Genomic DNA, 14,144 nt, shown 5'->3' with positions numbered 1-14,144 from the left:
CGTACGATGAACTTTGAAACGATCATCGGGATCGAGGTGCACGCCGAGCTGAGCACGAAGTCGAAGATTTGGTGTGGCTGCTCACGCACTTACGGTGCCGAAACGAATACACAGACGTGTCCGATTTGTCTCGGACACCCGGGCGTCTTGCCTAAATTGAACGAAGAAGCGGTCAACCTCGCGATCAAAGCGGCGATGGCACTCAATTGTGAGATCGCGACAGATACAAAATTTGACCGCAAGAACTACTTCTATCCTGACACGCCGAAAGCGTATCAAATCTCGCAGTTCGACAAGCCGATCGGCTCGAACGGTCACGTCGACGTCGAAGTGGACGGAGAGATGAAACGATTCCGCATCGAGCGCGTGCACTTGGAAGAAGATGCTGGGAAGATGAACCATACGGGCGAGAAACATTCGGTCGTCGACTTCAACCGGACCGGTTCACCACTCATCGAGATTGTCAGTGAAGCGGATATGCGTTCGCCGAAAGATGCGGTCGCGTATCTCGAACGCTTGAAAGAGGTCCTCTCATTCGCTGGCGTCTCGGACGTCAAGATGGAAGAAGGATCGCTTCGTTGTGACTGTAACATCTCGGTCCGTCCATACGGGCAAGAGAAGTTCGGGACGAAGACAGAGCTCAAGAACTTGAACTCGTTCTCGAACGTCTTGAAGGCACTCGACTTTGAAGAGACGCGTCATCGTAAATTGCTTCTCTCAGGCGGCGTCATGCGTCAAGAGACGCTTCGCTATGATGAGGCAGCGAAAAAGACGATTCTCATGCGTGTCAAAGAAGGGGCAGCGGACTACCGCTACTTCCCAGAACCGGACCTCGTCCGTCTCGAAATCGATGAGGCATGGAAAGAGCGCATTCGCGCGACGATCCCAGAGATGCCGGCAGCACGTCGTGAACGCTACATGAGCCAATACGGTCTCTCGGCATACGATGCGAAAGCCCTCACGTCGACGCGTGAATTCTCGGACTTCTTTGAAGCGACGACAGCGGCTGGAGCTGAACCGAAGGCAGCAGCGAACTGGCTCATGGGTGAAGTACTCGGTCACTTGAACAAGTCGGATGAAACGGTCGAGACGATGAAGTTGACGCCGGAATCACTCGCAGAACTCATCCGCTTGATTGCGGAAGGCACGATTTCATCGAAGATTGCGAAGCGTGTCTTCACAGCGATGATGGAAGAGGGCGCAGAGCCGAAAGCGTATGTCGAAGCGAACGGTCTCGCCCAAATCTCGGACGAGAACCTGCTCCGCGGCTACATCCTCGAATTGTTCGAGGCACATCCGCAAATGATCGAAGACTTCAAGAACGGGAAAGACCGTGCGAAAGGCTTCATTATCGGGCAAATCATGAAACAGACGAAAGGGATGGCGAACCCGGCACTCCTCGATGGCTTGTTCCACGAAGAGATCGCAAAACGCTAAGCAGGCGGCGAGACACTTGTGTCTCGCTTTTCGCTCGAGTTGAGCACAGGGGAGAGAATCAATATGCAACGGAAACGTGCGCGGGTCATTTATAACCCGACATCTGGTAAAGAAGTGATCAAACGGGAACTCCCGTACATTTTGAACCGCCTCGAGGATGCGGGTTATGAGACGTCGACGTATGCGACGAAAGCGATTGGTGATGCCACGCTCGAAGCAAAACGGGCCTCGGCGGCCGAATTCGATCTCATCATCGCCGCAGGTGGAGACGGGACATTGAATGAAGTCATCTCAGGGCTTGCACCGCTTGAGAATCGTCCGACGATTGGTCTGATTCCGGTCGGGACGACGAACGATTTTGCCCGGGCGATGCGAATCCCGCTCAGCGTCGTCGGTGCACTCGACGTCATTTGTGACGGGTTCGAGATGCCCGTCGACCTTGGGGAGATCGAAGGCGAGAAAGGTGACATCCACTATTTCATCAATATCGCTGGTGGCGGGATCATGACCGAACTTTCGTATGAAGTGCCATCGAAGTTAAAAACGGCACTCGGTCAGCTCGCCTATTACGTGAAGGGGATGGAGAAACTACCGCTCATCAAACCGACGTATATCGAGCTCGAGCACGATGAAGGAACGTTCCAAGGAGAAGTCATGGTCTTCCTCACATCGAACTCGAACTCGGTCGGTGGTTTTGAAAAAATCTCACCCCATGCGTCGTTGAATGACGGGTTGTTCGACCTGTTCATCCTTCGGAAATGTAACTTGTTCGAATTCATCCATGTCGTCCGTCTTCTCCTCCGTGGGGAGCATTTATCAAGCTCGCTCGTCGAACATGTGAAGACGAGCCGCGTCAAGATGAAGACGACAGAACCGATGAGCCTGAACATCGACGGCGAGTACGGCGGGGAGTGCACCGGCGAGATGCGGAACTTGTTCCGTCACTTGACGGTACTCGCACCGAACGCCCGAATCCGTGAGATGGAAGATTTGAATGCACAATATGAACGCGAACAGATGATCAAGCAATTGTTCAATGTTTCGCTCGATAAAGCAGAGTGAAAAGATAGGAATGACGACATCAGTCATTCCTATTTGCAATGGAAGGAGCATTCGTATGCTACCAGTGAAAAAGAATGATCGTCTCGATGTCCACGTCCACGATTTGACCCATGAAGGGGCGGGTGTGGCACGTGTCGATGGCTATACGCTGTTCGTTCCGAACGCGTTACCAGGAGAGACGGTCGAAATCGTCGTGACGAAGACGAACAAGCAGTACGGGTTCGCCCGATTGTTGAACGTGAAAGAAGCGAGCGCGGACCGCGTCGAGCCGCCGTGCCCAATCTTTTATCAATGTGGCGGCTGCCAGCTGCAACACTTCAGCTATGAAGGACAACTTCGCCAGAAACGGGAACGCGTCGTCGATGCGCTCAAGCGCCTCGGTCAGTTCGACGTGCCAGTACATGACACAATCGGCATGCCGGAGCCATGGCGCTACCGCAACAAGGCTCAAGTGCCGTTCAAACAAGAAGGAGACCGTCTCGTCTCGGGCTTCTATCGCCCACGTTCGCATGACATCGTTGAGATGAGCGAATGTTTGATTCAAGATGAGCGCAATGACAAAGCTGTTCAAGTCGTTCGCGACGTGTTAGATGCACGTGGTGTGCCGGCGTATGACGAGAAGACCGGACGTGGGGTCATCCGTCACGTCATGGCCCGATATGGATATCATTCGGGTGAACTCATGATCGTCCTCATCACGAAGACGACGAAACTAAAAGGTGTGAATGAAATCGTCGCCGACATCGTCGAGCGTCTTCCGGACGTGACGTCGATCATGCAAAACGTCAACCCGGACAAGACGAACGTCATCCTCGGAGCGACGAACAAGTTGCTCTACGGCCATGAGACGATTGAGGATAAAATCGCAGGACTGACGTTCACGATTTCCCCGCACTCGTTCTTCCAAGTCAATCCGGTCCAAACGGAGAAGCTGTACGGAAAAGCACTGGAGTACGCACAGTTGTCAGGTACGGAGCAAGTGGTCGATGCATATTGTGGTATCGGGACAATCAGTCTGTTCCTCGCCCGAAAAGCGGCTCATGTGTACGGCGTTGAAGTCGTACCAGAAGCCATCGAGGATGCGAAACAGAACGCGCTCGTCAATGAGATGGATAACGTGACGTACGCATGTGGAGCGGCGGAAGACGTGCTCCCGCAGTGGAAGAAAGACGGCGTAAATCCGGACGTGATCGTCGTCGACCCACCACGAAAAGGCTGTGCTGAGTCGTTCCTCGAGACGATGGTCGAGATGGGACCGAAGCGGATCGTGTACGTCTCTTGTAACGTCGCGACGCAGGCTCGCGATATGCGTTATCTCGCCGACCGTGGCTATCGTTTAATGGAGGTGACGCCGGTCGACATGTTCCCGCATACGGCGCATGTGGAGACGGTGGCATGGATGGAGAAAGTAGAATAAGATGATAGTAATACGCCTTCGATTGATTCAATCGGGGGCTATTTTTGTAAGCAAACGAAAGGGGAGTCGGAGATGAGAAAGATCATTGTTCTGGAGCATCTATCGTTAGATGGCGTGATTCAAGCACCAGGTGGAAAAGAAGAGGACATGAGTGGGGATTTTATGCATGGGGGATGGACGGAGCCGTTTTCGAGCCAAGAGCTAGGGATTTGGATTCGGACGCAAATGAACAGTGAATTTGACCTGTTGCTCGGTCGAAAGACATATGATCAGTGGGCGAGTTATTGGCCGCATCACGATGATGTCTGGCCGGAAGTCAACCGTGCGATGAAGTATGTAGTTACGCGGCAATCACGGGATTCGCTTTGGGAATCAACGACGTTTCTGACAGAACCGGTCGAAGCGTTGAAACAAATCAAACAAGAAGATGGACCGGATTTGCACGTCTGGGGCAGCAGTGAACTCGTGCACACGTTACTCGCGAACGACCTCATCGATGAATACCGATTGATCATGTATCCGATTATCATCGGTTCCGGGAAGCGTCTGTTCCCGGACGGTAACATCTTACCACTTCAACTAGATGCGATTGAGCAACAGTTGATGCCGAACGGGGTCAGTATCGTCCGCTACGAACGCATTCAAAAAGATGGAGCGGAGCTATGAGAATCGAGCAGCACCTCGAGATGACCATTTCAGAATCGATGGATACGGAACTGATTGAGCTATTACAACATGCGTTTCCTTCCATTTATCCGAATCGCCGTTACTTCAAGCAACTTCCTCATCTCCGATTGATTGCGTATGAAGACGAACAAATCATCGGGCAAGTCGGGTTAGACTTTCGTGTGATGAATGTGGACGGGGAGCCGATTCACGTGCTCGGCATCATCGATTTATGTGTGAGAAAAGAAGTTCGGGGACGTGGAGTTGGACGTGCAATGATGGAAGAAGTCATTGCCCTCGGAGAAGAGTACCCAATCGACTTTCTCCTGTTGTTCGCAGACCGACCAGACCTTTACGAACGAATTGGGTTTCACACGGTATCAAACACGTGCACGTGGCTTCAAATCGATGACGAGAACCAGACGACACGTGGGATAGGTAAGGCACCATTTGACGAACTAATGGTCCGGTCGGTCGGGGATAAGAGTTGGACGGAAGGGAAACTCGATTTGCTCGGATACTTATACTAGGAGGGTCTAGATGAATCTTGAACAAGTATTTAGAAATGTATAAAGCGTATGAAAAAACATTTGGTGACCGGAAACGAGTATACGAAACGAGCGGAGAATTATGTGTTTCAGAAACGATTGAAAAAGGAGTGAATTCGAGACGAATTCACTCCTTTATTAGGAAAAGTGATCATTCACATGCCCAGCCGTCGTTGTCACGATCCATTTTAGGTTGATACGCTGGATGGTCGGAAGAAACACCACCTGGATAGGTTCCTCGTAAGTCTGTACAGTTTTGGAAGTTCTCAGAGGGTTGCGACGTTTGAGTATTTGATTCGGTCGATTCCGAAGCTTGTGCCTGTTGCTCAAGTTCATTTTTCATCTCTGCGATGGCAGCTGCAGCCTTTTCCTGTTCTTCTTTTCGAACTGATGCAATTTTCTCTTCTACTTGTTGTGCAGCCTCTTCTTTCACACGTTGTAACTCACTTTCAAATTCTTCACGTAATTTTGTTTCGGCTTCTTCAAGTCTCTGATTCGTTGATTCTCTAGCGTCTGACAGTTGTTGCCGTAAGTCTTCGTTTTCAGATAAATAGGTATCCAGTTGATCTTGTAACTTTTCTTTTTCAGAATTGGCGGAACTCAATTTTTCCTCAATGAGCGATAAATCTTGCTCATATTGTTCCATTGAAATCGTCTCTTCGAAACTACATGAAGCTAATAGAAGAACTGATGAGAGGACTGCGAAAATGATGAAGAAGCGAGGGGAAAGTAGTGATTGCTGAACGTAATTGCTCAAAATAAAAGTTGTCACAATAAGTAAAACTATTAGGAATAGCCCGACTAACAAAATATTTTCCATACCATATCCTCCTTTCTCTTATCGACATCCAAAACAACCCACTTATTTATATTTATTTTACCAATTTTTAAATTGATAAACGGAATGAATGAAGTATGTTTTCAATTGATTATTGTTTTTTCAATTCATTGCTGATTATGGTTGATGTATGAGAAAGGTAAGAAGTGAATTTTCGCGAAGAAGATAGATACACAAAGGAGGGATTTGATGAAACAATATACGATTCGAAACCGTAACGTCCCGCTTTCCTTACATGATGCCGTCATCACAGAAGCGACCGTGATTGGTTCAACCATCCGTCTCGTGTTTGCGGATGGAATCCGAGATTTGTTTACGAAGGAAGCGGTGTGGACAGGACGTGCCACCGTGACGATTCCGAACATCGATTGGGACTCTTCTTCACTTACACGATTTGGTGAAACGACCTATTTGATGTGTCCAATCGAGCAACTCAGTCAGTTCGTCAAAAGTGGGCGGTTCGAGATTGTCGATGAGTTGTATGGTTATCGCCAGCTCTTATTCCGCTGCATGTGGTTGACTGATACGACGTGTGAAACGGTAGAACTGAGTCTGTCCCACGCAAGCGAGCTCGTCATTCGATGGGAAGACGATCCTGTGGAAGAGATGTATGAATCTGAATCATTTTGAAGAAAGCGTCAGTCCTACGTGCTCAGCGACGGCTCTCGCCACATCCTGTTTTGATCGGTGGTTCGTGACAATTTTAGCTGCATGAATTTCAGATTGAAATGCGGATTGGCAGCGGTCGATTTGGGATTTGCCCCAGGAGTTAAACCATTCGAATCGTTTATTCAAGCGTCTGACGAGCGTTCGTCGATTCGCTTCAAGGATGAGATGGCGCACGTCAATCCCGTCTCGTTGAAGCCGCCCGATGATTTCGTCTACATACGTTGCGTTCACAAGTGTCATCGGAACGAGAATGACCCCATCAAAGGATGTGGCGATCTTCAACAGCATCTGATAGTTGAACTCCCGCCATTCCGGATGGTGCTGAAAATCAGGCTGTTGAAGACTTTTCGGCAATTGGTCCCGAATGAAAAAGCCGGCTTGTTCCGGGTCGTACAGAAATGCGTTCGGTAGCTGTTTCTCGAGTATCTTGGCACACGTCGTCTTGCCTGAACCGAAAGCGCCGTTGATCCATATAATCATTCCTTCTCCTCATTTCATTGTCATTGTTCCTTTATTATATCGAACAGTGTGGTGAAACAGTTGATACAATCCGACAGACATAATAGAATAGATGAGTGATTTTGTTGGACTGTATGGATGAAAGGAACTGATTTTACGATGAAAGAAAACTTTTGGCGCGACCTTCCGCGTCCATTCTTTATACTTGCCCCGATGGAAGATGTGACCGATGTCGTCTTCCGTCACGTCGTTGCTCATGCGGGGCGCCCAGATGTCTTCTTCACAGAATTCGCCAATTCGGATAGCTATTGCCACCCTGAAGGGAAAGGTAGCCTTCGTGGCCGTTTGACATTCACGGAAGATGAGCAGCCGATGGTCGCCCACATCTGGGGAGACAATCCGGAATATTTCCGTCAAATGAGTATCGGTATGGCCGAGATGGGTTATAAAGGACTCGATATCAATATGGGATGCCCGGTCCCGAACGTCGCAAAACGTGGGAAAGGGAGTGGCCTCATTCTCCGTCCGGAAGTCGCGGCTGAGCTCATTCAAGCAGCGAAAGCCGGCGGACTCCCGGTCAGCGTCAAGACGCGTCTCGGTTTCGCGAAGCTCGACGAGTGGCGCGACTGGTTGACGCATCTCTTGAAACAAGACATCGCCAACTTGTCGATTCACTTGCGCACGCGCAACGAGATGAGTAAAGTCGACGCTCATTGGGAAATGATTCCGGACATCGTGAAGCTTCGTGACGAGGTTGCACCGGATACGCTCATCACGATCAATGGGGACATCCTCGACCGTCAAATGGGCCTCGAACTTGTTGAGAAATACGGGGTCGATGGTGTCATGATCGGTCGCGGGATCTTCAAAAATCCGTTCGCGTTCGAGAAAGAACCACGCGAGCACTCGATGGAAGAGCATCTTGATCTATTGCGTCTGCAACTGGACCTTCAAGACAAATTCCAAGAGGACGTGCCGCGTTCGATTTCGAACTTGCACCGTTTCTTCAAGATTTATGTCAAAGGATTCCGTGGGGCGAGCGAGCTTCGTCATAATCTGATGGAAACAAAATCGACGGACGAGGTACGGGCGTTGCTCGACGCTTTCGTCGAGAAATATCACGAAGAAGAGGCGGCGCTTGCTGCTGAATAAGCGATGAGGTTCAGCGAAAGCTGGACCTTTTTCGTATAATGATTGGAAAGGAGTGAGGCGAATGTTCAACATACGAAAAGAAAGACCGGATGATGAGCGTCGCGTCGAAGCGATTGCGCGGGAAGCGTTTTGGAATTTATATTTCCCGGGATGTCATGAGCATTATGCGATTCATCAACTGCGAAAACATGAAGATTACTTACCTGAATTGTCATGGGTCATCGAGGTGGACGGAGAACTGGCCGGCGGGATTTTTTACTCGAAGTCGAAAGTCGTAGACGGAGAAGGGTCGGTTGATACGATCACATTCGGTCCGGTTTTCATCGACCCGAAGTACCACCGACAAGGACTTGGCAGACATCTCATTACACATTCGATTGAACATGCAAAGTCGCTTGGCTATCGTGCGATCCTGACACTTGGCTATCCGTATCATTATGAGCCATATGGATTTGTAGGCGGGAAGCGATATGACATCGCAATGCCGGACGGACAGTATTATAAAGGACTGCTCGTGTTACCTTTATACGAAGGGGCGTTAGAGGGGGTTCGGGGTATGGCGGTATTCACAGAAGGTTTAGAAATGGAGGAAGCGGAAGTAGAGGTGTTCGACGCTACGTTTCCGAAGAAGCAGAAAGAAGTGCTTCCGAGTCAACGGGAGTATGAGTTCGCTTCGACTGAGCTGGATGAATCATAAAGAAATGCCAAGGAATCATTTCCTTGGCATTTTCTCTTGTTTCTTACCTAAATAAAGGATATTTTGGATATATCGGCTGTTACTACATATTAGGAAATATGCGACAAGATTGTTAAGAACACAAGCATTGAATTCGTTTTGACATAAAGGGCTAATGATTGTGGATGTGGATGGAAGAACTGAAGTCGGAAGATTGAACGGATCGGTAAGGAGGAGCAAGATGGATTCACGAGAATGGAAGGACTGTATCATTTGTTTTGGGTTGATTGCGGGGACGACACTCGGTGTAATTCTCTCGTTCTTCTTCAATATACAGCTGACATATGGTATTGCGAGCGGAGCGATGGTTGGCTACGTCGGAGGGCTTGCCGTATCGATTTGGAAAAAATGATAGATCATCGTTTAAATACCTCGTCGCTATGACGAGTTTTTTTTAGCTTGTTGTGACGAATGATGTTGTATCGGGATCTATATAAGTGAGGAGCAAGGAAAAGGGGGGAAAGGGATGGATGACCAGGTCATCATCGATTGGTACTGGGAACGATCCGAATATGCGATTGTCGCCACAAAGAAGAAATACGGGAGTTATTGTCATCGTGTCTCCTATAATATCTTACAAAATCACGAAGATACGGAAGAGTGTTTAAACGACTTATACATGAAAGTGTGGGAGTCGATCCCACCGACGCGTCCGTTTCGACTTGGGGCGTATTTGACAAAGATTGTACGAAATCTCGCACTGCAGCGCTATAAGAAGAATCATGCGAAAAAACGGGGTGGTGGAGAAGTGCCGCTCGTCTATGAAGAATTGGAACATGTCCTCACGGAATCGATGAAGGACGAAGAGGTCGTCGACCTGATGAATGCATTTCTTTCAGACCTTCCTCGACAGACAAGGTTGATTTTCATGCAACGCTATTTTTACCTTCACTCCATTCAAGAAATTGCGAAAAACCATCAACTTGGGGAGAGTCATGTCAAAATGACGCTGAAGCGAACACGTGATGCTTTACAGCGTGTACTCCAATCAGAAGGGATTCAAGTATGAATCACGAAAAATTACTTCAACTACTAGGTGAAGTGGATGACCGCTATATAGAGGAATCCATGGTGATAGAGCGAAGACCTTATCAACGACTCAAATGGGGGGCAGGAGTGGTACTCGCCGCCGCTGCGGGATTCATGCTCTTCACATCGAATATTTGGAATGAACGTATTCCGTTATCCACGGATTCAACGGCAAACTCGGTTCACATCATCGATGAATCAGAAATAAGACAAGGTACTTCTCAAGAAAACTTGATGGACATGACAGAAGATGAACTTTTTTCGCGGTGGAATCCGGTCGTAGTCAAAGGAACGGTCGAGAACATCCGGCATATCGAGATTGATTTTAACGGAGAGCTCGAATATCAGTCGCTTCTCACCATACAAGTGTCAGATGTGTATCATGGCGATGTGCAAACTGGACAAGAACTGGTCGTTCGTGCCGATGCAATCGGAAGAGCGGAACAGGAAGAGCATACTGACGTCATCTCACACGTGCATCAAGGGATGGAGGGCATCTTTATGCCGATTCCATATGATGACGAATTCATCTGGGAACAAAACGGAGAGACGCTTCGACTGAAAGATATTGCGGATTACGGTTTTCCGGACGGGGAACGTTATCTGTTTTTAGATACTCCGAGCGGACTGCTATTTGAACGGGACGCCTATCCGTCGTTACAAGATATGAACTCTTTAGATGAAATAGAACGTTGGATGATCTCACGATTTAAAGCATCAGAATAATCTACATCTCATATTATTAGGAGGGCGAACGATATGGAACGTACAATCACCGTAAAAGGAACAGGGAATGTCTCATCTCGACCAGATTTGATTGTGATTCACATGGACCTCGTCTCAAAAGCACCGCGTTACGAAGAGACGATTACAGAGGCAGCAAACGCGGTATCACAGCTCCAAAAGGCGATCGTGCGTGCTGGATTTGAGAAGGCGGACTTGAAAACGAGCGACTTTTCCATCGATACGGAGTATGAGCGGTATCAAGATAAACATAATAATTATCGGTCGCGCTTTGTAGGTTATGTGTGTAAACAGAAGACGAAACTCGAGTTCCCACTCGACACGTCCAGACTATCGGACGCGATTGAGCAAATCAGTCAATCCCGGGCGAACCCGACACTCTCGATTCGCTTTACAATGAAAGACCCGAACGCGATTGAAGATCAGTTATTGGTCAACGCTGCAGAAAATGCGAAAAAACGGGCAACACTCCTCGCAAAAGGCGCAGGTGCAACGTTAGGAGACTTGCTACAGATTGACTACACGTGGGGAGAGATTCATGTCTTCTCACCTACGAACGTCCTCTATAGTCAGGAGATTGTCTATTCTGAGTCACGGATGCCAGAAATCGAGCCTGATGATATCGATGTGAGCGATACGGCAACGTTCGTCTGGAGTCTCAAATGAGGCGACTGACCTTCCTGACTCTTTTCGCATTATCGATTGCACTTCCTGTGTCTGCGCTTTCCTGGGCGTATACATTTGTCGTGTTTGAACGAAATGTGTATGAAGTGCTCGATACGACAATCGATGAGGATTCGCTCGGTGACGTGATTGGTGAAGTGGAAACAACGGTCAACGACGAGACAGGGCGTTATTACGGGAATGCCTCGAATGGATATCCGATTGGAACGGCCTATCGTGAAATTGATGGGGAAGGCTTTGAAGACGTCATTGCGGTTGAGGACGGTTCGGAATGGAAACGGGCGGAATACCGATTCAGGGCTCCATACCACACGAGCGACTTTATTAAATTCTTCGGCTATGCCTTGCTCGTACTCGGTGTTGTTCTGGTGAGTTGGACGCTCTTCCAGCGAAGTGCACTGTACAAAAAAGAAGCATGAACGAACGCTGAAATGGGAAGGGAGATAAAGAGAAGTTCGGCAAAGGGGGATTCACCATGAATATTTTGATTATCTTTGATTCCTTGTATGGGCATACAGAAAAGATTGCTCATGCGATGCAGGAAGAGCTGTCGAAAGAACATGAAGCGCGTATGGAACATGTGTTGAATATTGGGCTCGGTGACTTGGCTCATGTCGATCTTGTCGTCATCGGCTCACCAACGCATGGCGGGTATGAGACGGAGGACATTAAAGTGTTTTTAGACGGAATCTCAGACAACGCGCTTCGCGGGAAGCGGACGGCCGCGTTTGATACAAGTGTCGTCAAAGAAAAACAAAATCCGATTCTCGGTAAAATCATCGACTGGTTCGGTCATGCGGTGAACCGCGTCGAAGGGGAAATGATTGAAAAAGGCGCAACGAACGTCCGAAAAGAATCATTTTTGGTTGATGGGGAGACGGAAATGTTGAAAGCAGGCGAACTTGAACGTGCGAAAGCATGGGCGCGGGAGTTGGTCGGATAATACATTGGAACGCATTCTGCGAGCAGAGTGCGTTTTTTTAGTTGAATCAGACGAGAATGCTGAAAAAGCGGGTAAATATTAGTATTCAACTCTTTAGAAAGGGAGCTGGTTGTGATGAAAAAAATGGAACGGGATGTGTTCGTCGGATGGGTGGTCGTCTTGGTCGTTATTTTGGTGCACTTCCTCATCACTGTCTCTCTCGGAAATACGTATTTTGCCGAGTCCTCGCTCAATCGCATGTTGTGGCTCTCGAGTTTTCCTGCATTTCTAATTGCTTTCGTCGCAGCCTTTTCTCAAAAAACGAACACGATTCTTCTAGCGGTTCGCCGCGGATTATTATGGACCGTTGAGTTGATTGTCGCGTTCACGGTTCTCGCCTGGGTGTTTCGGTCGTTTGAAGGATTGTATGCGAACGCGGGTCTCTATTGGTTGTTCGGTGCCGTCTTGATTGGTCCGATTTTCTATGTGATGGCTTTCCGACGGCAACATACGAAACGAATCCGAACGCCTTGACAGCAAACGTCTTCTTTTACAGAAGGCGTTTTTAGATTGCACTAGGATGGGAATGGTGTAGAGAGAAAAGAATTGGAGGAGAGTGCGATGACCCAGTATTTTTCATCATCCTATGAAGAATCGCGAGAAAAGTTCAAACATTTATTATCTGAGGTGAAACGATATTATCCAAAAGCAGAGCTGTTAACGCACTCAATTGGGGACGAAAGCATCGACATCATCTTAGGGGAACCAAAACGAGAGCGGAAAGCAATCCTTCTCATGACGATTGGGGAACATGGGATCGAAGGATATGCGGGTGCTGCGGTGACGCATCAATTTGTGCAAACGCAATTGCCTCATGTGCGACATGAGACGACAGGCATTTGTCTCATTCATGCCGTCAATCCTTGGGGAATGAAACACTTCCGACGGGTCAATGAGCATAATGTCGATTTGAACCGAAACTACGTCATTGACCGTGAATCGGTGCCGTATAACGTCAACCGTGAGTATGAACTGATGCGACATCTGTTCGTTCCAGACGGAGTGATTGACGACTACCATGAAGCGCGTGAACAAATTTATTCATTCCTCGGTTCTGGGATTAAGCTCGACGGATTCAAGGCGATGAGTGGGGCGAAAGGGATGGGGCAGTATCAATTCCCGAAAGGTGTGTACTATGGCGGAGACTCGGATGAACCATCCGCCATCTTCTTGAAAGGGATTCAACACGATTTACTCGAGCGTTATGAACGAGTCGTGCATATGGACTGGCATACGGCGCTCGGTCCGACAAACGAGGTGACGATGGTCATTAGTAAGCGGGACGGCCGAACCGAAGATGAGTTGAAACAAGCGTACGGCCTCGACAACGTCAACGTGTATGACCCGGACGAGGTGCTCGGGGACTCGACGAATCACTTTTACTACGTACGCGATACGGAATATCCAGACAAAGGACTCGTCTCCGCCTTATTCGAGTTTGGGACGTTCGGCACGTCGACGAAAGCCTCGATTCGAGAATTTCTGACAATCATTTTAGAAAATCGTCTTTATTTTGAAGGAACAAAAGATCCCGAAGCGCGCAATGGAATTCAAAACGAATTCATGGCAATGTTCTATCCGGACGACTCAAGTTGGCGCGAAGCCGTGTTACGAGAAGGAGCGAAGGCCGTTGAAGGGTATTTAAAAGGGGAATCGCTCTGGCGTGACACATGAGAAGGTTTTTAGGATTCGGAAACGGGAACAAGTAGGTTGTGAGTATT

At 48.5% G+C, this 14,144-nt stretch carries 18 protein-coding genes; 16 read left to right on the top strand and 2 right to left on the bottom strand.

Annotation, left to right across the window (positions count from 1 at the left end):
* The first annotated feature begins 6 nt into the window (after nt 1-6).
* The 5 genes from gatB to KNO87_RS00685 all read left to right on the top strand — a co-directional run bounded on the left by gatB (nt 7) and on the right by KNO87_RS00685 (nt 5,112).
* On the top strand, nt 7-1,437 hold the full coding sequence (gatB, locus tag KNO87_RS00705) for an Asp-tRNA(Asn)/Glu-tRNA(Gln) amidotransferase subunit GatB (protein WP_214793625.1): 1,431 nt from the start codon (nt 7-9) through the stop codon (nt 1,435-1,437).
* A 63-nt stretch (nt 1,438-1,500) separates the two neighbouring features.
* A complete protein-coding gene (locus KNO87_RS00700; RefSeq protein WP_214786002.1) occupies nt 1,501-2,499 on the top strand; it encodes a diacylglycerol kinase in 999 nt (332 codons plus the stop codon).
* 55 nt (nt 2,500-2,554) lie between these two features.
* Complete coding sequence (gene rlmD / locus KNO87_RS00695) at nt 2,555-3,916, top strand: 23S rRNA (uracil(1939)-C(5))-methyltransferase RlmD (RefSeq protein ID WP_214793628.1); 1,362 nt, start codon at nt 2,555-2,557, stop codon at nt 3,914-3,916.
* 72 nt (nt 3,917-3,988) lie between these two features.
* A complete protein-coding gene (locus KNO87_RS00690; RefSeq protein ID WP_214793632.1) occupies nt 3,989-4,582 on the top strand; it encodes a dihydrofolate reductase family protein in 594 nt (197 codons plus the stop codon).
* The gene (locus KNO87_RS00685; protein WP_214793635.1) at nt 4,579-5,112 is read left to right on the top strand and encodes a GNAT family N-acetyltransferase; all 534 of its coding nucleotides are present in this window, start codon (nt 4,579-4,581) and stop codon (nt 5,110-5,112) included. Before KNO87_RS00690 ends, KNO87_RS00685 begins: the two co-directional genes overlap by 4 nt.
* Nucleotides 5,113-5,281: 169 nt before the next feature.
* Here the strand turns inward: KNO87_RS00685 and KNO87_RS00680 are convergent, their stop codons facing one another.
* Nucleotides 5,282-5,950 carry an excalibur calcium-binding domain-containing protein gene (locus KNO87_RS00680; RefSeq protein WP_214793638.1) on the bottom strand — a complete coding sequence of 223 codons (669 nt, stop codon included), beginning with the start codon at nt 5,948-5,950 and terminating at the stop codon, nt 5,282-5,284.
* A gap of 207 nt (nt 5,951-6,157) precedes the next feature.
* Here KNO87_RS00680 and KNO87_RS00675 point away from each other — a divergent pair, with 207 nt between their 5' ends.
* Nucleotides 6,158-6,598 (top strand): hypothetical protein, encoded by a 441-nt coding sequence (locus tag KNO87_RS00675; protein ID WP_214793641.1) that lies wholly within the window; start codon nt 6,158-6,160, stop codon nt 6,596-6,598.
* On the opposite strand, the gene KNO87_RS00670 is transcribed toward KNO87_RS00675, so the two are convergent.
* Nucleotides 6,590-7,117: an AAA family ATPase gene (locus KNO87_RS00670; protein ID WP_214793643.1), complete on the bottom strand. Its 528-nt coding sequence runs from the start codon at nt 7,115-7,117 to the stop codon at nt 6,590-6,592. The two genes, KNO87_RS00675 and KNO87_RS00670, sit on opposite strands and share 9 nt — an antisense overlap.
* Nucleotides 7,118-7,255: 138 nt before the next feature.
* On the opposite strand from KNO87_RS00670, the gene KNO87_RS00665 reads away from it, so the two are divergent.
* The 10 genes from KNO87_RS00665 to KNO87_RS00620 all read left to right on the top strand — a co-directional run bounded on the left by KNO87_RS00665 (nt 7,256) and on the right by KNO87_RS00620 (nt 14,097).
* Entirely contained in the window at nt 7,256-8,248 is a 993-nt protein-coding gene (locus KNO87_RS00665; protein WP_371816653.1) for a tRNA dihydrouridine synthase, read from the top strand.
* Between the two features lie 61 nt (nt 8,249-8,309).
* Nucleotides 8,310-8,945, top strand: a complete 636-nt coding sequence (locus KNO87_RS00660; protein ID WP_214793649.1) for a GNAT family N-acetyltransferase — start codon at nt 8,310-8,312, stop codon at nt 8,943-8,945.
* A gap of 220 nt (nt 8,946-9,165) precedes the next feature.
* On the top strand, nt 9,166-9,336 hold the full coding sequence (locus KNO87_RS00655; RefSeq protein ID WP_214793652.1) for a hypothetical protein: 171 nt from the start codon (nt 9,166-9,168) through the stop codon (nt 9,334-9,336).
* A gap of 114 nt (nt 9,337-9,450) precedes the next feature.
* Nucleotides 9,451-9,993, top strand: coding sequence for an RNA polymerase sigma factor (locus KNO87_RS00650; RefSeq protein WP_214793655.1), 543 nt, complete (start codon nt 9,451-9,453; stop codon nt 9,991-9,993).
* Nucleotides 9,990-10,739, top strand: coding sequence for a hypothetical protein (locus KNO87_RS00645; RefSeq protein WP_214793658.1), 750 nt, complete (start codon nt 9,990-9,992; stop codon nt 10,737-10,739). The genes KNO87_RS00650 and KNO87_RS00645 overlap by 4 nt, the downstream gene beginning before the upstream one ends.
* A 33-nt stretch (nt 10,740-10,772) precedes the next feature.
* On the top strand, nt 10,773-11,423 hold the full coding sequence (locus KNO87_RS00640; protein WP_214793661.1) for an SIMPL domain-containing protein: 651 nt from the start codon (nt 10,773-10,775) through the stop codon (nt 11,421-11,423).
* On the top strand, nt 11,420-11,860 hold the full coding sequence (locus KNO87_RS00635; protein WP_214793664.1) for a hypothetical protein: 441 nt from the start codon (nt 11,420-11,422) through the stop codon (nt 11,858-11,860). Before KNO87_RS00640 ends, KNO87_RS00635 begins: the two co-directional genes overlap by 4 nt.
* 56 nt (nt 11,861-11,916) lie before the next feature.
* The gene (locus tag KNO87_RS00630) at nt 11,917-12,384 is read left to right on the top strand and encodes a flavodoxin family protein (RefSeq protein ID WP_214793667.1); all 468 of its coding nucleotides are present in this window, start codon (nt 11,917-11,919) and stop codon (nt 12,382-12,384) included.
* Between the two features lie 114 nt (nt 12,385-12,498).
* Entirely contained in the window at nt 12,499-12,897 is a 399-nt protein-coding gene (locus KNO87_RS00625; RefSeq protein ID WP_214793670.1) for a hypothetical protein, read from the top strand.
* An 87-nt stretch (nt 12,898-12,984) separates the two neighbouring features.
* Complete coding sequence (locus tag KNO87_RS00620) at nt 12,985-14,097, top strand: M14 family metallopeptidase (RefSeq protein WP_214793673.1); 1,113 nt, start codon at nt 12,985-12,987, stop codon at nt 14,095-14,097.
* Nucleotides 14,098-14,144 lie beyond the last annotated feature (47 nt).

This window comes from Exiguobacterium sp. s34 (genome assembly GCF_018617435.1).
GTDB classification, from domain to species: Bacteria; Bacillota; Bacilli; order Exiguobacteriales; family Exiguobacteriaceae; genus Exiguobacterium; species Exiguobacterium aestuarii.
This window is presented reverse-complemented; position numbering and strand designations above follow the sequence as displayed.